Origin of the sequence: Oceanobacillus alkalisoli (genome assembly GCF_022213125.1) — a bacterium.
In the GTDB taxonomy this organism is placed as follows: domain Bacteria; phylum Bacillota; class Bacilli; order Bacillales; family Amphibacillaceae; genus Oceanobacillus; species Oceanobacillus alkalisoli.
Genome location: NZ_JAKNRA010000007.1, coordinates 130,282 through 154,170, shown reverse-complemented (window position 1 = coordinate 154,170; position 23,889 = coordinate 130,282). Strand labels below are relative to the sequence as shown.

18 protein-coding genes and 2 riboswitches are annotated in these 23,889 nt (G+C 41.9%); of the genes, 7 read left to right on the top strand and 11 right to left on the bottom strand.

Annotation, left to right across the window (positions count from 1 at the left end; translation table 11 throughout):
- Window positions 1–4 precede the first annotated feature (4 nt).
- On the top strand, window positions 5–529 hold the full coding sequence (locus L3V42_RS10845) for a gamma carbonic anhydrase (RefSeq protein WP_235762621.1): 525 nt from the start codon (window positions 5–7) through the stop codon (window positions 527–529).
- Window positions 530–799: 270 nt separating this feature from the next.
- Here the strand turns inward: L3V42_RS10845 and metK are convergent, their stop codons facing one another.
- Window positions 800–1,999, bottom strand: a complete 1,200-nt coding sequence (metK, locus tag L3V42_RS10840) for a methionine adenosyltransferase (RefSeq protein ID WP_235762634.1) — start codon at window positions 1,997–1,999, stop codon at window positions 800–802.
- Window positions 2,000–2,120: 121 nt separating this feature from the next.
- Window positions 2,121–2,226, bottom strand: a riboswitch (SAM riboswitch).
- A 330-nt stretch (window positions 2,227–2,556) separates the two neighbouring features.
- On the opposite strand from metK, the gene pckA reads away from it, so the two are divergent.
- The 4 genes from pckA (at window position 2,557) to L3V42_RS10820 (ending at window position 7,036) form a co-directional block, all read left to right on the top strand.
- On the top strand, window positions 2,557–4,143 hold the full coding sequence (pckA, locus tag L3V42_RS10835) for a phosphoenolpyruvate carboxykinase (ATP) (RefSeq protein ID WP_238471973.1): 1,587 nt from the start codon (window positions 2,557–2,559) through the stop codon (window positions 4,141–4,143).
- Between the two features lie 312 nt (window positions 4,144–4,455).
- Window positions 4,456–5,439: an ABC transporter substrate-binding protein gene (locus tag L3V42_RS10830; RefSeq protein ID WP_235762619.1), complete on the top strand. Its 984-nt coding sequence runs from the start codon at window positions 4,456–4,458 to the stop codon at window positions 5,437–5,439.
- An 11-nt stretch (window positions 5,440–5,450) separates the two neighbouring features.
- The gene (locus L3V42_RS10825; protein WP_235762618.1) at window positions 5,451–6,233 is read left to right on the top strand and encodes an ABC transporter ATP-binding protein; all 783 of its coding nucleotides are present in this window, start codon (window positions 5,451–5,453) and stop codon (window positions 6,231–6,233) included.
- Window positions 6,230–7,036, top strand: a complete 807-nt coding sequence (locus tag L3V42_RS10820) for an ABC transporter permease (RefSeq protein WP_235762617.1) — start codon at window positions 6,230–6,232, stop codon at window positions 7,034–7,036. Before L3V42_RS10825 ends, L3V42_RS10820 begins: the two co-directional genes overlap by 4 nt.
- Window positions 7,037–7,282: 246 nt before the next feature.
- Here the strand turns inward: L3V42_RS10820 and ytkD are convergent, their stop codons facing one another.
- From ytkD to L3V42_RS10780, 8 genes are all read right to left on the bottom strand, one after another.
- Complete coding sequence (gene ytkD / locus L3V42_RS10815) at window positions 7,283–7,750, bottom strand: RNA deprotection pyrophosphohydrolase (protein WP_235762616.1); 468 nt, start codon at window positions 7,748–7,750, stop codon at window positions 7,283–7,285.
- 117 nt (window positions 7,751–7,867) lie between these two features.
- Window positions 7,868–8,194, bottom strand: a complete 327-nt coding sequence (locus tag L3V42_RS10810) for a hydrolase (protein WP_235762615.1) — start codon at window positions 8,192–8,194, stop codon at window positions 7,868–7,870.
- 88 nt (window positions 8,195–8,282) lie between these two features.
- Window positions 8,283–9,836 (bottom strand): mechanosensitive ion channel, encoded by a 1,554-nt coding sequence (locus L3V42_RS10805; protein ID WP_238471972.1) that lies wholly within the window; start codon window positions 9,834–9,836, stop codon window positions 8,283–8,285.
- Window positions 9,837–9,979: 143 nt separating this feature from the next.
- On the bottom strand, window positions 9,980–11,419 hold the full coding sequence (locus L3V42_RS10800; RefSeq protein WP_235762613.1) for an o-succinylbenzoate--CoA ligase: 1,440 nt from the start codon (window positions 11,417–11,419) through the stop codon (window positions 9,980–9,982).
- 199 nt (window positions 11,420–11,618) lie between these two features.
- Window positions 11,619–12,437, bottom strand: coding sequence for a 1,4-dihydroxy-2-naphthoyl-CoA synthase (menB, locus tag L3V42_RS10795; protein ID WP_235762612.1), 819 nt, complete (start codon window positions 12,435–12,437; stop codon window positions 11,619–11,621).
- A gap of 136 nt (window positions 12,438–12,573) precedes the next feature.
- On the bottom strand, window positions 12,574–13,377 hold the full coding sequence (menH, locus tag L3V42_RS10790) for a 2-succinyl-6-hydroxy-2,4-cyclohexadiene-1-carboxylate synthase (RefSeq protein ID WP_235762611.1): 804 nt from the start codon (window positions 13,375–13,377) through the stop codon (window positions 12,574–12,576).
- A gap of 11 nt (window positions 13,378–13,388) precedes the next feature.
- Window positions 13,389–15,128, bottom strand: a complete 1,740-nt coding sequence (gene menD, locus L3V42_RS10785) for a 2-succinyl-5-enolpyruvyl-6-hydroxy-3-cyclohexene-1-carboxylic-acid synthase (RefSeq protein ID WP_235762610.1) — start codon at window positions 15,126–15,128, stop codon at window positions 13,389–13,391.
- Entirely contained in the window at window positions 15,125–16,522 is a 1,398-nt protein-coding gene (locus tag L3V42_RS10780; protein ID WP_235762609.1) for an isochorismate synthase, read from the bottom strand. The genes menD and L3V42_RS10780 overlap by 4 nt, the downstream gene beginning before the upstream one ends.
- A gap of 203 nt (window positions 16,523–16,725) precedes the next feature.
- Here L3V42_RS10780 and L3V42_RS10775 point away from each other — a divergent pair, with 203 nt between their 5' ends.
- Window positions 16,726–17,661 carry a 1,4-dihydroxy-2-naphthoate polyprenyltransferase gene (locus L3V42_RS10775; protein ID WP_235762608.1) on the top strand — a complete coding sequence of 312 codons (936 nt, stop codon included), beginning with the start codon at window positions 16,726–16,728 and terminating at the stop codon, window positions 17,659–17,661.
- Window positions 17,662–17,714: 53 nt separating this feature from the next.
- Entirely contained in the window at window positions 17,715–18,071 is a 357-nt protein-coding gene (locus L3V42_RS10770) for a TraR/DksA C4-type zinc finger protein (protein WP_235762607.1), read from the top strand.
- Window positions 18,072–18,476: 405 nt separating this feature from the next.
- On the opposite strand, the gene L3V42_RS10765 is transcribed toward L3V42_RS10770, so the two are convergent.
- Together L3V42_RS10765 and L3V42_RS10760 are read right to left on the bottom strand one after the other, a co-directional pair.
- Complete coding sequence (locus tag L3V42_RS10765; RefSeq protein WP_235762606.1) at window positions 18,477–19,067, bottom strand: ECF transporter S component; 591 nt, start codon at window positions 19,065–19,067, stop codon at window positions 18,477–18,479.
- A gap of 202 nt (window positions 19,068–19,269) precedes the next feature.
- A riboswitch (FMN riboswitch) is annotated at window positions 19,270–19,416 on the bottom strand.
- A gap of 99 nt (window positions 19,417–19,515) precedes the next feature.
- Window positions 19,516–23,745 (bottom strand): S8 family serine peptidase, encoded by a 4,230-nt coding sequence (locus tag L3V42_RS10760; protein ID WP_235762633.1) that lies wholly within the window; start codon window positions 23,743–23,745, stop codon window positions 19,516–19,518.
- Between the last annotated feature and the right edge of the window lie 144 nt (window positions 23,746–23,889).

Genomic DNA, 23,889 nt, shown 5'->3' with positions numbered 1-23,889 from the left:
TCGTATGATTGATCATTATCAAGGGGTGTATCCAAAGATTCATGATTCCGTCTTCGTAGCAAAAAACGCTGTTATAAATGGAGATGTTACGATCGACGAAGAGTCGAGCATTTGGTTTCATGTCGTCATCCGGGGAGACGTTGCACCGACAAGAATCGGCAAACGTGTCAGCATCCAAGACTTGACTGTTCTCCATCAAAGTCCAGATAATACGCTTATTATTGAAGATGATGTAACGGTTGGCCACCAAGTCACCTTACATTCTGCCATCATTAAAAAAAATGCTTTAATCGGTATGGGAGCAATTATCCTGGACGGAGCAGAAATCGGAGAGAATGCATTTGTAGCGGCGGGAAGTCTAGTTCCACCCGGAAAGAAAGTTCCACCAAACACTTTATATATGGGAAACCCTGCAAAATATGCAAGAGATCTTACAGAAGCAGACTATCAAGAAATGGAACGAGTAAGAAAATCCTACGTGGAGAAAGGTCAATACTATAAAGAACATACGGATTTAGGTGAAAAATAAAGTGATACTAACATGAAGTGAGGTCACTGAATGTTAGTTGAACAGAATCAGGGATTTACGGACTGTTTCATCCCCCACCTTCACATTTTGGACTTTCCTCATGTTTAGAGGTAGGGGGATTACAGAACGTTAATGCGTGATAAATTTTTTTATACAAAAAGAGCTATCCCGATTTAACGGAATAGCTCTTTTTTCACTCCATATAAAAATGGAGTGATTAACTAAAGTTGCTAGTACTAGACAAGTCCGGCGCAAGCGCCTTTGTGCTTTTTATTTTGCACAGACTATTCCTTGCAGTTCCTCTACCTTATCCAGCTTCTCCCACGGGAAAATAATATCGGTTCTGCCAAAGTGCCCGTATGCTGCTGTGTTTTTGTAAATCGGGTTGCGTAAATCAAGCATTTGGATTAAGCCAGCAGGTCGCAGGTCAAAAAGCTTGCGCACAGCTTCCACTAATACTTCTTCCGGATATTCGCTCGTTCCAAACGTATCGATTGTGATGGACACAGGCTCTGCAACCCCAATCGCATAGGCAAGCTGTACTTCACATTTTCCAGCAAGGTCGGCCGCTACGATGTTTTTCGCTACATAACGAGCTGCATACGCACCGGAACGGTCCACCTTTGTCGGGTCCTTCCCGCTGAATGCTCCCCCACCATGGCGTGCGTAACCTCCGTACGTGTCCACAATAATCTTCCGGCCCGTTAATCCGACATCCCCTTGGGGACCGCCTAGCACAAAACGGCCAGATGGATTAATGAAATATTTTGTGTCTTCATCCAGAAGCGCTTCCGGTATAACCGGTTTAATCACATGCTCGCGAATATCAGAATCAATCTGCTCATTTGTAACTTCTTCATGATGCTGCGTAGAAACAACAATTGTATCCACACGAACCGGTCGATTGTATTCATCATATTCAACAGTAACTTGCGTTTTCCCGTCTGGGCGCAAATAATCCAATACCCGATTTTTACGTACATCTGCAAGGCGTCTTGCAAGCTTATGGGAAAGACTGATCGGAAGCGGCATATATTCCTCTGTTTCTTTCGTTGCATAACCGAATACTAATCCCTGATCTCCTGCACCGATTGCTTCCATCTCTTCTTCCATTTTTCCTTCTCGTGCTTCAAGTGCCTTATCAACTCCGCCAGCAATATCGGATGATTGCTCATCAATCGCAGTAATGACCGCACAAGTTTCATAGTCAAATCCATATTTTGCACGAGTATACCCGATATCCTTCACTGTTTGACGAACGATTTGCGGAATGTCGACATACGTTGTTGTTGAGATTTCCCCTGCGACAAGTACCATTCCTGTCGTAACGACTGTCTCACATGCTACACGAGCATCTGGATCTTCTTTTAAAATGTCATCCAATATCGCATCCGATATTTGATCCGACATTTTATCCGGATGCCCTTCTGTTACAGATTCTGAAGTAAATAAACGACGATTTGCAGCCATATGGCTTGTTCTCTCCTTTGTAATATGTAACGGAACCCAATCTTCATTCGTTCCATTATTCAAAGCATGAAAATAAAAATCCCTTCCTGCAATCATGAGGAAAGGATTCAATAGCCTTTCACTCTTATTGTTCAAGGAATATTCCTTGCAACAGATTAGCACCTTTCACAAATTGTGAGGTTGCTGGGCTTCACCGGGTCTGTCCCTCCACCAGCTCTGAATAAGAATTGAAATTATTATAACCTTATTTAAAAAGGATTCGTTACTTAATAATCGATTACTGCAAAATAGCGTATCATATTTCATTATTTTTTACCAGTTTTATTTCCATACCGCTTATTCTTTGTTACAATCAAATAAACAGCAACATATTGCAATCGCTTTCCAACAAAAAGAATAACACACTGTAACAGATACCCGGTATTTCTTTAAAATATTTTTTAATTAGTATGGACTATTCATTTTAATGTGTTATACTAATGTCAGATTTAAGATAAGTGATAAGGAAGTTTGCAGTCTTCCTTCAACAAAACCTTCTAAAAGGCGGGAGAATAAGAATGAAAATGGTGGAGAAATCATTGACAAATCAACTATTGGAAAACGGGAATTTAAAGCGAAACTATTCAGTGGCTCGTCTGGTGGAAAGCGTGTTAGACCGGAATGAAGGTGTTCTAACTTCAACAGGGGCAGTAACTGCAACTACAGGTAAATATACAGGCCGTTCACCAAAAGACAAATTTATTGTAAAAGACGAGATTACGGAAGATACGGTAGATTGGGGTGCTGTGAACCGGCCAATCGATGAAGCTTCCTTCGATAAGTTACACGAAAAGGTAGTTAATTACTTAATGGATAAGGAAGAATTATTCCAGTTCCAAGGCTTTGCCGGAGCCGATGAAAAATATCGATTGCCAATTCAAGTGATTAATGAATTTGCCTGGCACAATCTTTTTGCCCGGCAACTATTTATAACACCTACAGAAGAAGAGCTAGAAACACATCAGGCAGAGTTTACTGTTATTTCCGCTCCGCATTTTAAAGCAGATCCCAAAATAGATGGTACGAATTCCGAGACATTCATCATCATCTCTTTCAAAAAGCGTGTTATATTAATTGGCGGTACAGAGTATGCTGGTGAAATTAAGAAGTCGATCTTCTCTGTCATGAACTACCTGCTGCCACAGCAAGATATTCTATCGATGCACTGCTCAGCAAACGTCGGTCAAGAAGGGGATGTCGCCTTGTTCTTCGGCCTTTCAGGAACTGGAAAAACAACACTTTCCGCTGATCCATACCGCAGGCTGATTGGCGATGATGAGCACGGCTGGAGTCCAAATGGTGTCTTTAATATTGAAGGCGGCTGCTACGCTAAATGTGTGAACCTTTCCGAAGAGAAAGAGCCACAAATTTATAATGCGATTCGTTTCGGTTCTGTCCTTGAGAACGTTGTAATCGATAACGTAACAAGTGAACCGGATTATGATGACACGAGTCTGACAGAGAACACTCGGGCAGCTTATCCGGTGGATAATATTGATAACATCATCACTCCAAGTGTTGCTGGACATCCGAATACAATTATTTTCTTAACAGCTGACGCATCTGGAACATTGCCGCCGATCAGTAAGCTTACGAAAGAACAGGCAATGTATCATTTCTTAAGCGGTTATACAAGTAAGCTTGCAGGAACAGAGCGAGGCGTGACAGAACCGGAAGCAACCTTTTCCGCTTGTTTCGGCTCCCCATTCCTGCCGCTTGCACCAGCGAAGTATGCGGATATGCTTGGCCAAAAAATTGATCAGTATAATTCCAACGTATTCCTCGTAAATACAGGCTGGACTGGTGGTTCATACGGTGTTGGAAATCGGATGAAGCTATCCTATACACGTGCAATGATCCATGCCGCACTAGAAGGTGAATTAAACCATATCGAAACAATAACCGATGCTGTATTCGGCTTACAGATTCCTGTACACGTAGCAGGTGTACCTGATGAAGTACTTATCCCAAAAAATACATGGGAGGACAAAGCAGCTTACGAGCAAGAGGCGAAAGCACTTGCTAAAAAATTCCATGAGAATTTTGCGAAGTTCGAAAACGTGAGTGATGCAATCAAAAAAGCAGGTCCCGTGTATAAAGGGTAACAATGTATCCTCATCCCAAAAGGATAAATATAAAAGTGAAACTTCACTCAGTGGGAATTCTTTACAATCCCACTGCGTGTTAGTCCATGTTTCTTCCCACCTAACCTTCCTCGAAAGACCTGAAGTTTTGATGTGGGAGTTTGGACGGTTACACCAGAATAAATTTCATTAATAGTTACTTTGCTGAACTTCCGATTTTTAATAAAAATCGGATGTTTTTTTATTCTTCTACCCATTGTCTTCTGCACAATTCCACCGCGCAGGCATAGAATGTAGTTGACTACCTACTATCATGCGAAAGGGTCGGACAATATGAAAATAATAATAAAAGGTTTACTTTTGCTCGGCTTCCTGTTTTTCATTACTGCCTGCCAATCAGAAACAGTAAAAATTAATCTTGCTGAGGTTACACGTTCCCTTTTTTACGCACCTCAATATGTAGCACTGGAACAAGGTTTTTTTGAAGAAGAAGGATTGGATGTTGAACTGCAAACGACTTGGGGTGGGGATACGACGATGACTGCTCTTTTATCCGGTGGTGCCGATATTGCCCTAGTCGGGTCGGAAACATCAATCTATGTCTATGCACAAGACTCTCGTGACTATGCCGTAAACTTCGCCCAGCTCACACAAACAGACGGGACGTTCCTTGTTGCAAAAGAAGCTTATCCGGATTTCAGCTGGGATGATATGAAAGGGAAAGAATTTCTTGGCCAGCGTGTTGGTGGTATGCCACAGATGGTTGGAGAATTTGTATTGAAAAAGCATGACATTGATCCGCACAATGATCTCATCTTGGATCAAAGTATTGATTACGCCAATATTCCGAGCGCTTTCCAGTCTGGCAACTATGAATTCGTGCAATTATTCGAACCAACGGCAAGTGTCTTTGAACAAGAAGGCCAAGGACATATTATTACATCATTCGGTGAAGAATCCGGCAAGGTCCCATATACCGTCTTTATGACACAAGAAAGCTTCCTGGAAGAAAATGAAGACACCGTGAAGAAGTTTACTCGAGCAATTTATCGCGCTCAGCAATGGGTGGAAGAAAACGATGCCGAAACGATTGCTGAAGTGATTGCCCCTTATTTTGAAGATACCGACCAAGACATTCTCGCCTCATCGATTGAACGCTATAAAAATCAGGATTCTTTCGCAAATGATCCATATTTAGATGAAGAAGAATGGGAGAATTTAAAAACGATTATGGATGAAGCTGGTGAACTCCCAATTGATGCTCCCCATGAAGAGTTGGTAAATACAGATATTGCAGAAGAAGTGATAAATGAATAGGAGGGATATTTATGACGATTTTAAAACTTGCCGGTATCAGCCATCATTATTTTTCCAAAAATGGTTACACGAAAGCACTGGAAGATATTAGCTTTTCGTTAGAACGAGGAGAATTCATTTCCATCCTTGGACCAAGTGGCTGCGGTAAGTCAACGATCCTCTCCATTATCGCCCGGTTACTTCAGCATACCTCTGGAGATATCTTTATTCACGAGGTTCCAATCAAAGAAAGCAAAGAAGAAATCGGCTATATGCTGCAGCAAGATTATCTATTTCCTTGGAAAACGGTTTTACAGAATGTGTTACTTGGACCAAAAATTCAAAAACGCGAAGACGAAGCGATAGAGGATCGGGCAAATGTTTTGCTTCAAGAGGTTGGACTATCGAACGTAAAAAACCAATACCCGACTGAATTATCCGGGGGCATGAGACAACGTGCTGCACTCGTTCGAACACTGATGAACAATCCAGAAATATTCCTGCTGGATGAACCGTTCTCCTCCCTTGACTTTCAGACAAAATTGAAATTGGAAGATCTTGTTGCAACAATTCTTAATCAATATGAGAAAACAACGATTCTTGTAACCCACGACATTGGAGAAGCGATTGCAATGAGTGACCGAATCATCATGATGGAGGCAAACCCCGGCAGAATCGTAAAAATTTATGATGTGCCAACGGAATTACGGGCAGAATCTCCCATAGTTGCACGAAAGCATGATGCATTTCAACCAATATTCGATACGATTTGGCAAGAGTTAGAGAAAAAAGAAAAATCAGGTGAAGGAATATGAAACCTCTAAAAGATGAACAATTATACGAAGCGTATCAAAAAGGACTGAAAAAAGAGAGAAAAATTGTCTTAACCTGGCAAGTAGGTATTGCCGTTATTTTTTTCCTCTGTTGGGAAATTAGCAGCCGCCTGTACATTATCGATCCGTTATTATTCAGTTCCCCCTCCAAGATTTTTGATTTAATTCTAACACGAATTGCGAACGGCAGTCTATTTGTCCATGTATCGGTTACATTATTTGAAACATTGCTCGGCTTTCTCATCGGGACTATTGGCGGTGTGTTAATCGCCACTTCATTATGGTACTCTAACCGATTTGCAAATATTATGGACCCATATTTAGTCATTTTTAATGCGATGCCGAAAGTTGCTCTTGGACCAATCCTTATTGTTGCCCTTGGTCCCGGGTATTTATCGATTATCGCAATGGGGTTTATTATATCAGTTATTGTCACAACCTTAGTCGTCTACCGGGCATTTCTAGAAGTTGATCGGAATTACACAATGGTACTGCGCAGTTTTGGGGCAAATCAATCACAGATCTTCAAAGAAGCAATTTTCCCCGCGTCACTGCCAGTGATGATTTCTACGCTGAAAGTGAATGTCGGTTTATCCTGGGTGGGTGTTATTGTTGGAGAGTATCTTGTTTCCAAGCAAGGGCTCGGATATTTAATTATTTATGGTTTCCAAGTGTTTGACTTTTCATTAGTAATGGCGAGTCTTGTTATCATCGCGATCCTAGCAGCATTAATGTATAAAGGAGTAGAAAAGCTTGAGGCCTGGCTGATGAAGCATACAAAATAAGACTGGGACATAATTTCTTAGCATGGATATAAATCCGAATTAATCATAATAAAGAGCATCGACACCGCTCCGGGAATATACTTCGCTTTCCGCAGGCGGCTGGTGATCCTCCTCACGGGCAAGCCTGCTACGGGGGCTCACCGATGCCTTTCTTCCTGCAGAAGTCTCCGTATATTCCCGGAGCTGGTTAGCAGTTTTGTTCGGATTTAATTCATATCAGAATCGTTATTTCCCAGCCTAATCTTATTAAAAATTCTTTGTGATATATCCAATCCCATGTTCAATGATCCGGTCCTTCATAATAAAACTGTAGGATGAGTTAAATCTGACATTCTCAGGGATTTCCAGCAATAATACTGGACCATCTGTTTCATAGTAGGTTGGTTGCTCTTTTAATTCATTCACTTCGGCAAAATAAAGATTTTTTATGACATAATCCTTCTTACCATCTACAAAATATTGTCCAATATAATGGAGCTTGGTAACGACTCCACCAGTTTCTTCCATCACTTCTCTTACAGCAGCATCATTTGCGATTTCTCCAGGTTCAACTTTTCCTCCTGGAAATTCCAGTCCTCGTTCTTTATGCTTTGTTAGCAGCCACTTTCCTCGGTGTCTGCAGATGACTAAAACATGCTTCGGATCTTTGGAAAAAGGATGATCTTGAAAGGATAACTGCACCTTATTATTATAAAAATCACTAAATGTAATCAAACAAAAACACGACCTTTGATGTATTAATAATTCCGCTTATTCGTCTTTTTTATTTCCTTAGGTTGCTTCATTGTACCATATGTAAAAAAGAAAGTGAGGTCCTCCCCCACTTTCTTCTTAAACTAAATTATCACCTGGTTCGTTCAGAATACCGATGGACTCGATATGTGCTTTCGTCTCCTCATCACCAAGCTCATAGAGGAGTGCATACAGATCCTTTAGGTTATTATCATACCGAGCATTTTCGGGTGATTCATCTTGAGGAAAAAAAGGACTGTGCGCCCGAATATAGCTTCCATTATTCGCATCGTCCATATTCGTCATTTTCTCCCTTAACTTGCCAATCTCACCATTATCTGCATAAATCCCAAACGTCGCGTTGGTGGCTTCAGTTTCCTGAGAAATACCACCTTCTGCGATGTTCACGTAATATTTCTCCTTCATGATGTCATCCTCCTTTTTATTAGTTTACCTTTTTAAAGAAAATGCATGTACGAAAGCCAACCGAATCATTTGATTTTCCTTTTCAAAATTATTCATTGTTTCGTTTTCCCTCTTCTTTAATCGTTGTGTCTTCGATTGTATTATCAAATTTCTTCAAGTATTTAGCTGCGAAATCTTTTCCACCTAAACCAAATGCTAAACCGAATGCAAGTGACAATCCGCCAAGAATCAGTATAAACGCCGCGTTTACAATCGAAGGAGCTATACCAAGTTGTGTCAGTGCCATGAATACGGCTATTGTGATGATCGTTATTTTAGCAAAGAGAGCAAGCGTTCGAGCTGCCGGTCCAGATAAAATATTTTTCAAGACTTTTTCCACGATATTCGCTAAAATCAACGCTACCCCAAGTGTAAGAACTGCAGCAAGAACCATTGGTAAATACGCAGTGACAGCAGTTGCAATACCTACTAGGAAGTCTAACTGCAAAACATGGAAGGCTTGAATCGTCATAAAGAAGACGATTAATACTTGGACGATATAGCCGACAAGAGCTGCTGGTGCGAGCTTCCCGGACATCTTCCTTTCATTTACATCCATTTGCTCCGTGATCCGGTTAAATCCAATGTTTCCTAAGAAATCACGGACAAACTTGCCAATAAATTTCCCTAACCAGACACCGACAAGTATCAGTACGATTGCTACAGCTATATTCGGAATCATGCTAACTGCTTTATCAAGCATGCTGATTGCTGGATCAGTGATACCGGCAATTTCCAGTTGCTCGAGTGCTGCAATTGTAACTGGAATGAGGATGAGAATAAAGACAAGATTCCCGACGAATCCTGCTAAGGTCGTTCCTTCAAACAGTTTTGTAAGATTGAAGCGGCTTACGAGTTTTTCAGAGCCGACACTTTGTAAAAGGTTCGTGACAATTGTTTTTGTAATTTTAGCTACGAACCAACCAACAGCGAAAGTTAATACTGCAGCCGCCAGTTTCGGAATAAATGCGAGTATGGAATGCAGCAGATTTGTAAATGGTTCCGCTACCCCTGTAATGTTTAATGCATTTAATATCGCTGGCAAGAACAAGAGTAAGATAAGATAAAATGCTACTTTACCGATTGTGCGCATATACCCTTGGATTTCTTCTTCTGTCTTGGCGACTTTCATTTTATAAAACAGGCGGGTGAGATTAAATTTCTTTGTTCCCTCTGCAATTAACCATTGAACAATGAATCCAATCGCCCAAGCTACAGCAAAGATAAGTACTGCTTTTAAAATCGCAGGAATAATCGATAATAAAGTAGCTACAAGATTTGATAATGGACCTGCGAGAATGGTGAGACTAAGCATATTCAAGAAAAGGATAATAACAATCAACAACAGGAAGTAGTAAACAATCTTACCGATTATCTCGTTTGTGTCGATTTTCTTCCTGTCATCTGATGTCGCTTCCCCTTCCACCTGATACCGCTTGAACACTTTTTCATCCCAATTCGTCTTATGAAGTGCTTTCTCCACCGTTTTCCCAATCGCCTTAGCAATAAGCCATCCAACGACTAGAACGACTAAAGCGATTAAGAAATTCATTAAACTATGCATAAAACTTGCTGAAAAATACTGATCAAAAAACTCATTCATCTTCCATAACCCTCCTCTACTTGTACTAACTGTTTTCCTTATAATAAAAAATTTAAACCATTTATTGACTGGGACATGGGGTCAGTGCACTTGTCTCAAAAAATAAGCTCCCACTATTCTTAGCGGAAGCTTTAACTGTTTTTTTATGTTATATCCTTTAATTTATTTCTAACTAATTTATTCGACGCATTTCTCGGCATTTCCTTAATAAAAATGATTTCTTTCGGCAATTTATATTTAGCCAGCTGTTTGCCTAAGTTTAATAAAATATCTGTTTCCGAAACAGGCTCATTCAAAACAACATAAGCAACCGGAACTTCTCCCCATGTCTCATCAGCGACTCCAATTACACCAGCTTCTTCAATCTCAGGAAGTTTTACAAGAGCATTTTCAATTTCAGATGGATAAATATTTTCTCCGCCGGAAATAATCAGATCTGTTCGGCGATCGACAACATAAAGATAACCAGCATCATCGAGATAACCAAGATCTCCGGTATGAAGCCATCCATTCACTAGCGTCTGCTCATTGGCAGCTTCATTTTTGTAATAACCTTCAGTTACCATTGGCCCTTTCACGATAATTTCGCCGACCCCATCTATACCCGGATTCTTAATTTCCAGTTCAGCAGGCAAGAGCGGCTTACCAGCTGAGCCAATTTTATCTAACGCATCTTGAGCAGATAGCGTTGCAATTTGTGATGTCGTTTCTGTCATTCCATAACTTTGGAAAACCGGTATGTTTTTATCTTTTGCTTTCTCCAATAATATTTTTGGAGCTGGGCCACCTCCTAAAAGAAAACAACGCAATGTACGAGGGTAACTTTCTGAATTCAATTTTTCCATAAGGCGCTGCATCATTAAAGTTACAACCGAAACGATGGTCACCTCTTTTCGCATAATTGCATCGTGAACGAGGTCCACATCAAATTTCTTCATTAAGTAGATCGGCATTCCATACATTACGCTTTTCATCAAGGTGGACAGTCCACTTACATGAAAAAGCGGCAGAGAAATTAACCATTTATCGTTTTTCTCAAGACCTAAATTGAGTGCAGAGGAAATAGCGCTCCACCAATGGTTGCCATACGTATGAACGACACCTTTTGGAAAACCTGTGGTGCCAGAGGTGTAAATTATTGTAAATGGCTGTGCTAGATTTAATTCTTTTTGCAATACTGTTTGCACTTCTGTTTGCTTATTGACTTCATCATACGAATAGCTTTCGTTCACTTGAAGCTGCCGATTGGAATTTTCTTCATCCGTAATAAGGATACTCACTTCAGCATCTTGCAGTTGATAATTTATTTCATCATCACTCAGCCTTGTATTCAGAAGTACACCGACAGCTCCGAGGTAACTGACAGCATGAAGTATATAGACCATATTTAAATTGTTGGCTGATAGTATCCCAAGATGTGTACCTTTTGCAACGCCGAGAGCGGCTATTTTATTTGCCATTTGTACACTTTTCTTATGTAATTCAAGAAAAGTAATATTACTGCCGTCCACTAATTCAAGTGCCGTATTCTCAGGCGATAAATTCGCTCGTTTGGAAAGCCAATGTGGAATAATTTCAGACATTTATATAGGTTCCTTTCATCATTTGCATCATTGCTTTTTTACTACTGACGAAGTGGGACAGTTGCACTGACCACCATATCCCACTTTAGACTGGGACAAGTGCTCCGACCTCACATCCCGCTCTCAACCGGGACAAATGCTCTGACCCCACGTCCCACTCAAAAAGAAAACCTCTGCTGTGGGAGCAAAGGTTTTGGTTTTACGGGAAGCGTGGGAACTTTTTGAAGTCCGGTTTTCTTTTTTCTTTAAATGCATCGCGGCCTTCTTTTGCTTCATCTGTTGTATAATAAAGTAATGTTGCATCTCCGCCTAACTGTTGTAGACCAGCAAGGCCGTCGGTATCCGCATTAAATGATGCCTTCAAGAAACGGAGCGCAGTTGGGGATTTCTCCAAGATTTCTTCACACCACTGGATTGTTTCTTCTTCCAATTTCTCATAAGGTACGACCGTATTGACAAGACCCATATCAAATGCTTCTTGGGCGTTGTATTGACGGCAGAGGAACCAAATTTCACGCGCACGTTTATGTCCGATATGACGTGCTAAGTAACCTGCTCCGTAGCCTGCATCAAAGCTTCCAACTTTTGGACCAGTTTGACCAAAAATCGCATTATCTGCTGCAATTGTTAAATCACAAACGACATGAAGTACATGTCCACCACCAATAGCATAACCTGCCACCATTGCGATTACCGGTTTCGGTATCGTACGAATAAGACGTTGTAAATCGAGCACGTTCAAACGAGGGATTTCGTCTCCACCAACATACCCGCCGTGTCCGCGTACCGATTGGTCACCACCAGAGCAAAATGCTTTTTCCCCTTGACCAGTTAAAACGATAACACCAATCGATGAATCATCGCGCGCATCTGAAAAGGCATCAATCATCTCATTAACAGTAAGCGGTGTAAATGCGTTTCGCTTCTCTGGACGATTAATCGTCACTTTAGCAATACCATTATATTTTTCATAAATGATTTCTTCATATTTTTTAGCTTCTACCCATTGTACAGTCAAACCTTGTTCCTCCCTTATTCTATTACAAAGCTTGACATTCGCCAAACTTTTTTCGGCGAATGCCTTCGTTGCACTTATGCAGTAAGAAAGAATTTATACTTATCTTTCTGCCAAAAAACTCACTTGATTAATTTTCTCATGATGTATGCAATTTTGCAAATTCGAGTAAGGCTTGTCGAAAATGCTCTGGCTGCTCAATATGTAACGCATGGCCGCACCCTTGGAAAATTTCTAAATCTGCATAAGGTAAAATTCCAGCCATTTCTTGATTGATTTTTACGAACTTCTCATCCACTTCTCCTGCAAGAAGCTTAACTGGAACCGTTACATTTTCTAACGCACCCCAGTTGGATGGCTGACTTCCAATTCCCATACCTCTTAGTGAATCAGCAAGACCTTTTTCTGATTGGGACATCCTCTCCGCGCGTATTGCTGCCTGCGTTTCTTCCGGCAACTGTTTCTGCGTAGAGAACAGCGGCATATTCTCCCAGTAATCGACGAATGGTTCGATTCCTTCTTCCTCAAGTCGCTCTGCAAGCTCTTCGTCTCCTACCGCTCGTTTCTTCCTGTTCGTTATATCTCGGAGGCCGGGAGAAGCACTTTCCAAAACTAGCCCTTGAATAGATTGCGGATACCTCACCGTATAAGTTAAAGCAGTTCTTCCCCCCATCGAATAGCCAACAAGGAAAAACTTTTCTAATTCAAGATGTTGAAATAATTTGTGTAAATCATCAATACAGGACTCCATCGTTATTCTTGACGTCCCCTTCGTCCAGCCATGGCCCGGTAAATCAACCGTAATCAATTGCATCCCATCCGGATGTGTCACAATTTTATCCCATGTTAACGTGCTACCTGTGAAGCCATGAAGAAGAACGACTGGTACCCCTTCTCCATGAATCTCGTACCAATAATTCATATTTTCTACTGAAAAATACAATTAAAACCATCCTATTCTGCTAAAATTTCGTCTGCAATTGCCTGCCACTTCTCACGGTGCCACTTCACATTCTCTTCCCGGTCCGTTTTCACTTCAACAATTGACAAACCTTTCTTTTCATAACTTACTTGCAATACTTCTTTCAATTCTTCTTCTGTTTCAGGTGTGAAATAATTCGCCTCATAAAGTTCAGCTGCTTTTGCAAAATCTAAATGTAGAGGCGTTCCAAATAATGCTTCAAAATGCTTTGGATTTTCTGCTTGAGAAAGGAATGAAAAAATTCCGCCACCATTATTATTTATGAGTAAAATTGTAATATCAAGTTCATAATGCTTGGCTGCATGCAGCCCATTCATATCATGGAAGAATGATAAATCACCTAATACGAGTGTCACACGCTTCCCAGCAGCTGCCGCCCCGACTCCACTCGAAACCATTCCATCAATCCCGTTTGCCCCTCGGTTTGCAAGAATCGAAATCTCTTTCTCATCGCTTAAGAAAAAGGTATCGACATCTCGAACAGCCATGCTGTTTCCGACATAAAGGGTACTCTCTTCAGGTATGACTTCACGCAATCCCCGAATCGCTTCACCTTCCGTTATTTTTTCTTCCCTGCCAAAAAGGAAATGATTTCTCGCTACCTCATTCATCGCTTGCCAATCATGCAACCAATCCTCTGAAAAAGCTGGCTGCCGAAACGCAAGCAATCCTTCACAAAATGCACTCGGATCAGCAAAGATGAATTCCGTAACATTGCCTGTCGGTTCTCTGTAGCCGGAATGATTTTCTATAATGAATTGCGGAGTCGTTTCATTTTCTTTCATGAAAAATAAATAAGCTTTTGAGACAGGCATAGCACCAAAACGGATAATAAAATCAGGCTTCATCCGGTCACGGATTGCTTTATCCTTGAGTAGTGCGTCATACGTTTCGATGATATTTGTTTTATGATGAGACCCGCTTCGCAACCCGGAGAGCGGGTCAGCGAGTACCGGCAACTGCCACTTCTGGGCAAGGGCAACTATTTGCTCTGGGAATTGTTCATCATCTGCTTGCGGTCCGCAGACGATCAGTCCATTCCGCATCCCTTCCAACCGGCTGACGAATGCTTCGAGCTGCTTTTCTGTCAGCTGTTTTTTTCCATCAAGCGGGAGGAGGGTTGCCTGTTCAGTCATTCCATCATATTCCCAAATCCCTTCTAGAGAAAAATCAAGCGCAAGTGGTTCACGGAATGGGAAATTCAAATGAACCGGCCCCGGGTTCCCTTCACACGCCATGTAGACCGATCGTGCTGCCTTTTGTCTTACGTAACGAAGCATCCCATTTTCAACTTCTGGAAGGGCCATTTCCTGGAACCATTTTACATAGTTGCCATACAAATGAAATTGGTCAATTGCTTGTGGCGCTCCCACGTCTCTTAACTCATGGGGACGATCCGCCGTCATGACAACAAGTGGAACACGGCTATAATGCGCCTCGACAATTGCCGGATAGTAATTCGCCGCCGCAGTACCTGACGTACAAACTAATGCTACCGCTGCTTTCGTCTGCTTCGCAAGTCCGAGCGCGAAAAATGCCGCCGAGCGTTCATCAATAACGATCCATTCCTTTATCGCTTCATGTTCCGAAAAGGCGAGTGCTAACGGTGTTGACCGGGATCCAGGAGAAATAACAACATGCTGGATTCCGTTTTCATTCATTTCATCGACAAAATTGGCAGTATATCTTGTTAATATTTCTATATAGTTCATTCCTGCTTTCCTCCCAGCACATGTAGCATCGGCAGCATTTTAATTCTCGTCTCTTCAAATTCCATTTCCGGATCGGAATCAGCTAAAACTCCGCAGCCAGCAAATAAAGAGGCCGCGTCCGCTTGTATCAAACCACAACGGATCGCTACCGCAAACTCGCCATTTTGGTTACTATCTATCCAACCGATCGGTGCACCGTACCATCCTCGGTCAAGCAGTTCATGTTCCCGTATATAAGCTAACGATTCTTCTGTTGGCGTACCACCAAGCGCAGGTGTCGGGTGCAAATCTTTAATCACGTCGAATATGGAATACGATTCTTTCAATCTTCCAGTGACCGGTGTATACAAATGTTGTAAGTTTTTTAACGGATGAAGTACCGGTTTGCTCGGAATATTGACGTCTGTACAGGTTTTTAGTATGGCTTCTTTAATCATTTTTACGACAAATTCATGTTCATCCCGATTCTTCTTATCATGCAGCAGTTCATAACCGATCTGCTCGTCCTCCGCTTTTGTCTTTCCACGTGGAGCTGTTCCTGCTAGACAGGTTGAAAGTAACTGATTCTTTTCTACTTTAACCATCCGTTCTGGAGTCGCACCAATAAAACAGTCCCCTTCACTTTCGAATGCGAAGATGTAACTGTTTGCCTGTGTATGATGCAGTTCTTCAAGGACTTGCGTAATATTAACTTCTTCTGTAAATGTTAGACGGACTTCCCGAGCGAGGACAATTTTTTCTGCCCGCTTTTCTTTCATTTCCTTTGTTGCTTCCTTAACGGTTTCTTTCCATTTTTCCGGTGCAATGACCTGATTTTTTCTTATCCTAATCGGCTGTCCACCGAAGGATTTTCCTGCTGCAAACTGCTCTGTGTTTTTACGGATTCTTGTTGCTGCTTCTTCTATTGTCTCTTCTTTATGGATAAGTATATTCACCGTCACATAACTGTGTGATTGATAAGTCGTCCACATCAGTTCCGGTATATAGAATTTGCTTAATTCAAACTTCTTCCAAAGCTCTGTTTTTACTTCAAGTGGATCAAAATCCATCCCACCGAAAGCGACAAACCCTGTTGCCGGCACCGTCGAGTAAGGATTATCAATCCAAGTATGCTCTAACGCTTGCTTCCATAAATCCTCTGTTTCCTGAAAACGATTCTCTTCAGCTATTAACGTTTGCACACTGCCAACTCCAGTTATTGCTAGGGTGCGATTCGGATTCATCCAATAAAAGCGGTCTTTAACAAACTGCTTCGCCCCCTCAAATATAAGGAGAGGGTCTTTATTTTCTATTTTCTTCGTCAAACTGAAAAGCTTGGATGATTCATTTGGGCCGATGGAATTCTTTACGGCTGCTATTTTTTCTTCAAGCTCTTTCATTTGAATATCGATCATAACTATACCTCCGATAAATACCACTAAAAAACACCTATAACCATTTTATGCTCTTTTCATCACTTTCTCAAGAAAAGGACCGTTTTTTGATAATTAAGCCAAGAAAATGGAACATAGCAGGAGATATGGAGGATAATAAAAGAAATTGACACTTGTCCTTTATTTTCATAAGATTAATAGGATAGCGTGGAGGGGGAAGATTTATGGATACGGTTAATAAAAATTCAATCAAAGAGGCATTGAACGAAAAATCAGGCTTTGACGTCTGGTGGCGCTTGATGCGTCCGCACACACTTACAGCATCGTTTATCCCTGTATTCGTCGGTACGATGCTTGCTTATCATGATGGAACCATCAACTGGACCTTATTTCTCGCCATGCTCGTAGCGTCCTTATTAATTCAGGCTGCGACAAATATGTTTAATGAATACTATGATTACAAACTCGGTTTAGATACAGAAGAATCTGTCGGAATAGGCGGAACGATTGTCCGGGATGGTGTGGAGCCTAGAACAATCCGTAATCTAGCTGTTTCGTTTTATGGAATTGCTGTTATTCTTGGCGTTTATATTTGTATGGAATCCAGTTGGTGGATCGCCGTCATCGGTTTAATATGTATGGCAATCGGTTACTTATATACTGGAGGACCTATTCCAATATCTTATACACCATTTGGTGAGTTGTTTTCCGGTGTCCTAATGGGAACCGTCATTATCGGCATCACGTATTTCATCCAGACACTTACAATGACGAGTGAAGTCATTTGGATATCGATTCCAGTTACCATTTTTATCGGGAGCATCAATTTGTCTAATAATATTCGTGACCGTGACGGAGATAAACTTGGTGGAAGAAAGACGATCGCTGTACTGGTTGGCAGAGAAAAAGCAATTACCTTACTCGCTGTATTGTTTATCATCGCCTACGGATGGACACTAGGTTTAATTATGGCAGGTCTTTTACCAATTTGGACACTGATCACTTTCTTTAGCATACCGAAAGCCGTAGCAGTCATTAAAAACTTCCGCGGGAAAACCGAACCGCTCGAAATGATGCCAGCCATGATTGCAACCGGAAAAACGAACACCATCTATGGCTTCCTGCTTGGAATATCCCTTGTCATTGCAGCATTTGCATAAGCGTGCTTGTCACTGCTTAAATATTTTTGCCTGAATGCAAAGGAGCGATTTTGATGAAAACCTATCTTTCTGATGATAAATTAGCTTATTTCCGTGAGCGCTTGCTCGAATTAAAAACGGAAACAGAAAAGCTTTCCAATCAATCTACTAATGAATCACCGAACGACTCGATTCGTGAACTGTCTGATTATGGCAATCACCCAGCTGACATGGGCACAGAACAGTTTGAACAGGAGCGCGATGCTGGAATGGAACTCGTTCACCAGGAGCGATTACGAGCGATTGATGATGCACTGGAACGAATTGATAATAAAACGTACGGTATGAGTGTAGTATCACAAAAACCGATACCGGAAGAACGACTTGATGCCATACCAACAGCAAAAACGCTTGTGGGGGAAGAAGAATAAAGAAACACTCTAAAATAGTGGGTAAAGTCATTCAGCAATGACTTTACCCACTATTTCTTTTTAGTTATTAAGAGGTAGTTCGAATTTAAATTCCACTATTCCATCTTCTTACAATAAGGTATCTGTTATAAAGTGAAAATTCTTTCAGTCGGAGTATTACAGTCCGTTAATGCGTGAAAAAATAAGATCAGTGGTTCTTTCTTTACCGGGCAGAATCTCTTCATAAAATGCAGGCACTACGTCCACTTCTTGGTATTCACTTGTGATGCCTCCACGTAATACAGGAGTTATTGTATCATTCACAACAAAAGAATCATCCCGGTATTTGCTAAGGGATACTATCTTATTTCCCAAAGACATAAAAAAAGTCCATCTCCACGATTGAGATGAACCTTTTCTGTTATATTATGCAGCTAAATTGGTTTGCTTCTGTTCAATCCAACTGCGCATTTTTATAAACACGGGAACAAATAACATGCCGACAATAATTCCTTTCAGCAAGTTAAATGGAAACACCCCAACAAGTACGGCGCCCCATACCATTTGCTCACCCATATCCCATCCCATGAACCATGCATAAGCAGGCAAAATAACATAGTAATTTAATACAGACATTCCAACTGCCATCACAATTGTTCCTGTAACTAAGCCGGAAACGATCGATTTCACGCCTTTACGGAACTTGTGATAGATCAGTGATACTGGTAGGACAAACATGACACCTGCAAGGAAATTAGCTAGAACACCGATTGGGTCTCCTGCACCAGATACCGCAAAATAAAGTACGTTCTTAATCAGAACGACAGCGACACCAGCGAGTGGTGAAAATATAAGCGAGGCCATCAATGCCGGCACATCACTAAAGTCAATTTTTAAATACGGTGGCAGGAACGGCAGCGGGAAGTTCAAGAAAAATAAAACGAGAGCGATTGTACCCAGTAGTGCTAAAATAATGAGTTTTAATAACTTTGAAGATTGCTTTGCAGAATTTTGCATCTTCATTTCCTCCTTCATCTTTTCCTAACCGATTCTAACTCGTGATGAAGGATGGCCTTGCCTCTTTGACAACTCTTATTTCTTTCCCAGCGTCTTAAAACTTCTTTCAAGACAGAAAAACCCTAAAGCCGATAAATGGGGCTTTAGGGTTTGGGAATACAAGAGTAAATGAAGGTACATAAAAACGCACCTTGATTTGGCTCGACATCTTCTCCCATCCAGACTGTAACTGTCGGTTCTGGAATTACACCAGATCAACCATAAGAATTCAAATTATGGTTCGCGGACTTAGAATACGTATATACTCCTCACCGCCGGTCGGGAATTGCACCCTGCCCCGAAGATTAGAATCGATTATTCAGTTACTAATGATAAGTATACTACATTTTTCATATATTGCAAGAGGTGTGCTCAAAAAAAGATGCGGCAGGTTGCCGCATCTTTTCCATCATTCATCTGTATTAATAAATAGCTTCCCATCCGTTTGGTCTCTTGCTTCATTCCCATAATCATCGACTGCGATGACTTCGATAACCGCTCCTTCAGCGACAACATTGCTTGTTGCGGTCCAGTAGCCGACGTAATGCCCTTCAGACGTTTCCATCATTGGTAATTCCGTCGGGTTAGAGTTTACGTTTGCGAGCGGCATATGAACGACAAATGTCGCTCGAAGGCCTGGCTCGCTGTCAAATTCAAACTTAACGCTTTCTCCTGCACCCAAGTACACATCTTCCTCAGGGGTCAGATTCCCGATTTCAGGAGGCGTGAAGTCAACATCCAATGATACAGCTTCAACCGCCGAATTTCCTGCCAAGTCGGCTGCTGTAACTTCAATGTCATTTACCCCTTCATCAAGAATGATCCTTAGTGAATAGGTTCCATCATTGATTTTAGCACGCTGGCCGTTAACCTCGACATAATCAAGATTAGCGTCCTCAACCGTCCCTTCAACCGTTAGAGTTTCACGATTTGATTTTTCGCCGTCTTCTGGATTATCGATAGTAAGTGCTGGTGCTTCCGTATCTAGTACGACTGTTACCGGTTCTGATTCCATAATTTCAGTGTCATCCAGTACGGTGACTGCAACCAATTCGTTATCACCTTCCGAAAGCGTTGCAGAGATTGCAAACCCACCATCATCGCCAACTTCAACAGTATCCACTTCTTCCCCGTTATTCACTAATTTAACGGAAGTAGTTAGGGATGCACTACCTTCTACAGTAATATCCGCTTCATTCGTAATAAGCCCCTCTTCAGGTGACGTTATTACTGGTGCTTCCACCTCGTAGTCTACTCTAGCACGAATCATATAGTTTCCTTCATCAGCTGGAGACGCGTTCCATGCGCCATCTACATATTGGAAACTTCTTTCAGCGTTCGGACCATTTTCATCCGTTGCTAGGCCTGGCGCATTTGTATTCACATCTTGCTGGATATAGACCATATAGAAATCGCCATTCACTTGGATAGAATGTTCACTCAAGTCCACAACCGTCCACTCCTCCAGACTACGAGTCGCTTCTGCCTCAACTGGTCCGGCAATCCGTTCACCCGGTGTACCGTCTGGACCATTTGCATCCCATACTTCAACAGCAAATTCCGTACCTCCTGGTACAGGCCAATCCGCATCATGGAATTGGAAGACCCCATCGGTTACAATTGCCGAATCTTGTCCTTCATCAAGAGACATCCGAACTGCCCAACCATTACCTGCCTCATAGAATGCACGAGCATTTTCCGCTGTTCCGTCATCATAGCCAATCTCTCCGCCAGGAACGGTGTAGAAAGGTTCTAATTCGATATCAACCGTCCCGTCAGAAGTAAAGTCAGCTTCTACTTCTGCTCCGTGATAGCCGCGAGCAAGTACTTTCAGCGTATATACGCCTTCATAAGCAGTAATCGTAAAGGCGCCATTTTCATCTGTCGTGACGGCTTCCACATTCGCATCTTCTACAAGTAAAAGTGTAGCGTGTGCAATTCCCTCCCCAGTCACTTCATCTGTTACTGTACCTGAAACGGTGTATTCATCTTGTTCTTCTAAAGTAAAGTTAACCGTTGTTGTTTCATCCGCCTCAACTGTTACATTTTCTTCTGCAGGATGATACCCATAACTTTCTGCAACCACGGTGAAGTCCCCTGCAGCATGCATGATAGAGAATGATCCATCTGCAGGATTTGTATTCACTGATCTGTCGCTTTCCAGCACGCTTACTGATGCGCCTAACGGTAAAGCTGCAGGTGTAATTGCATCTTCTGTAACTGATTCATTTTCATCTGGAAATGCTGGTTTTAATTTATCTGGATCAATTGGAGCCTTCTTCATTCCGATACTATTGTAACCTAACAATAATCCAATAGAAGAATTAGAATTCATTCCGATGCTCGGTGCTTGTGCCGACTCACTTCTAGACGTATCAGCAAGCCCAACATCATCAATATACCAACCATCCCGGACAACACTGACATCAGTAGTCAGATTAAATCCGATATAAACTCTTTCTCCGCTATAATCAGATAGATCAATTTCTGAGTTCACCCAGCCATCCGAAACATTTGTAATACGTTCTAATTGTTCCCAGTTTTCCATATCACTGGAAATATACACATGCCCATAATCCCAGTTATTCTCCAGATTGTACCACTGACTATATTGTAAATAAGAATCTCCATCTGGTAAATCAATTGGCGGCATCACTAATGTTGAATTCTCATTGCTATTATACGTGCCGCTTAAATTCGTTGCATATACATTCTCACCAGAGACAGCCTCACTCGGACCTGAAGTCGGAACCCCGTGCTCCCAACTGCTATTTTCTCCAAATATAGACCATCCGCTAGGTGTTCCTTCAAAATCCTCGAAATATCCAACTGTAATTCCCGGTTCTACGGTTACACTGTAGGAATCAGTTGTTACCGAATTGTTTCCAAAGTCATTGATTTCAAAATGATATTCAAATGTTCCTTCTGCAATATCCTCACCTGGAATCGTTACGGTATACTCACCTGACAAGTGATCCCCAGATACCCGTTCCGCCGCAATCCGGTTATCCCCATAAACGACTTCTACAGAGGTTACACTGATATCATCTTCTGCAGTAATAGTTACTTCAAGATCCATTCCCGCAAATATTACTTCTGGTGCTTCATGATTATATGTTGGTGCTTCTGTATCCTCTCCATCTCTACTTACAGCCCCGTCAATGACACCTAACCCGGAAACAATGGAAGATACTGCTTCATATGCATTCAGCAGTCCGTGTCCATAACCGTTATTCGGTGACTCAGGGAATGTGCCGTCTGTAAGTGGAGTTGCAGTAGTCGTAAGGATTTCTTCTATTTCGGCAACGGACAGATTCGCATTCGCTTGTTTTACTAATGCGACTGCACCAGAAACAGCTGGCCCCGACATCGACGTACCATTCCAGCCGCCTTCATACCCACTTCCTGGTACACTCGAGCGAATATTTACCCCCGGTGCTGAAACATCAGGTTTAATCTCTTCATAAGGAGATGGCCCCTGTAAAGAGAAACTTGCTAAATTATCATTAACATCCGTTGCACCTGTTGCGAAAGATTCCGGGTAGTTTGCCGGGTTAGCAATTGAACCTGGTCCGCCCGGGTTAAATAATGTTGTGTTCCCTGCTGAGAATTCAGGGAAAATATTTGCTGCACGCCAGGCAATGACGACATCCCGGTACCATTCGTCCATTCCCGAACCACCACTCCACGAGTTATTTACTACATCGGGAGCTTGAGAGACATCTCCACCCGGAGCCATAATCCATTCAGCCGCAGCGAGTAAATCTGTATCCGTTCCACCTGCTGCAGTGAATGCTTTAACAGCAATCCATTTTGCACCTGGAGCGACTCCAACTTGGTTCGCCCCATCTGGTTCAGACCCGACCATCGTTCCAGTTACATGTGTACCATGTCCGTCATCGTCATACGGCGTATCCTCCCCCGCTGTAGCGTCAAACCAACTATACGTGTGATCCGCCTCACCGGTGCTTGCATCATAACCGCGATATTTTTCCATCAATGCCGGATGATCCCACTGGACACCAGAATCAATGCTCGCGACGACCGTGCCTGTCCCGTCTATTCCCATTTCCCAGGCAGCTGGTGCACCAACACGCTCCACGTTCCATTCGATATTTGCAAGTTCTGCTTCCTCTGTTTCCGCTCGTTCCGAAACTGTTGTGTTCAGCTCGCGAACTTCATTTGGCAGTAGCTTTTCGACTTCAGCAAAAGTAGCAATTTTTTCGGCAACTTCTTTTGTTGCAGTGACTGCCATGCCGTTCACAATATGATAGGAAACAAATTCCTTGGCATTCCCGTTCTCAATCTCCTGTTCAACAAATTCTGTCACGTGCTGCTGTGATGTAAAGGAAGTTTCTTTTAATTCAGCGATTACAGCTGATCGTTGCACATGTTCTGTTTGAGTGAGTGATAGATTTGATTTTGCTGCATTTTCTCTTGCCTCTTTAGCTACATCTTCTACTTGAGCTTTATCCGTAAACTTAACTAGGAAAGTTACAAACTCATCATCTTTGAAACTTTCTAAGAGGCGGTCATTCACTTTCTGTTCCATGAGCTTACGAGAATCATTCATAGACTGACTAATCTCACCGTTTGATTGGGCCAGTCCGGCACCAGGCAGTATGAGTGATGCGACCATGAGCGCAGAAGCTGCAATACTGAAGATTTTCGTTCTTTTTCTGTGTTTTACTCTCAAAGATTTTTCCTCCCCTTTTTTTGAATTTCTCTCCAGAGTTTCGACTTTTAAATAAACCAACCTCCTCTTTTCTCACATTTGTCGATT

Bases quoted from the DNA above. Each gene is read 5' to 3' on its own strand.
- L3V42_RS10845 (WP_235762621.1), top strand. From the start codon at position 5: ATGATTGATCATTATCAAGGGGTGTATCCAAAGATTCATGATTCCGTC.
- metK (WP_235762634.1), bottom strand. From the start codon at position 1,999: ATGGCTGCAAATCGTCGTTTATTTACTTCAGAATCTGTAACAGAAGGG.
- pckA (WP_238471973.1), top strand. From the start codon at position 2,557: ATGAAAATGGTGGAGAAATCATTGACAAATCAACTATTGGAAAACGGG.
- L3V42_RS10830 (WP_235762619.1), top strand. From the start codon at position 4,456: ATGAAAATAATAATAAAAGGTTTACTTTTGCTCGGCTTCCTGTTTTTC.
- L3V42_RS10825 (WP_235762618.1), top strand. From the start codon at position 5,451: ATGACGATTTTAAAACTTGCCGGTATCAGCCATCATTATTTTTCCAAA.
- L3V42_RS10820 (WP_235762617.1), top strand. From the start codon at position 6,230: ATGAAACCTCTAAAAGATGAACAATTATACGAAGCGTATCAAAAAGGA.
- L3V42_RS10810 (WP_235762615.1), bottom strand. From the start codon at position 8,194: ATGAAGGAGAAATATTACGTGAACATCGCAGAAGGTGGTATTTCTCAG.
- L3V42_RS10805 (WP_238471972.1), bottom strand. From the start codon at position 9,836: ATGAATGAGTTTTTTGATCAGTATTTTTCAGCAAGTTTTATGCATAGT.
- L3V42_RS10800 (WP_235762613.1), bottom strand. From the start codon at position 11,419: ATGTCTGAAATTATTCCACATTGGCTTTCCAAACGAGCGAATTTATCG.
- menD (WP_235762610.1), bottom strand. From the start codon at position 15,128: ATGAACTATATAGAAATATTAACAAGATATACTGCCAATTTTGTCGAT.
- L3V42_RS10780 (WP_235762609.1), bottom strand. From the start codon at position 16,522: ATGATCGATATTCAAATGAAAGAGCTTGAAGAAAAAATAGCAGCCGTA.
- L3V42_RS10775 (WP_235762608.1), top strand. From the start codon at position 16,726: ATGGATACGGTTAATAAAAATTCAATCAAAGAGGCATTGAACGAAAAA.
- L3V42_RS10770 (WP_235762607.1), top strand. From the start codon at position 17,715: ATGAAAACCTATCTTTCTGATGATAAATTAGCTTATTTCCGTGAGCGC.
- L3V42_RS10765 (WP_235762606.1), bottom strand. From the start codon at position 19,067: ATGCAAAATTCTGCAAAGCAATCTTCAAAGTTATTAAAACTCATTATT.
- L3V42_RS10760 (WP_235762633.1), bottom strand. From the start codon at position 23,745: ATGGTCGCATCACTCATACTGCCTGGTGCCGGACTGGCCCAATCAAAC.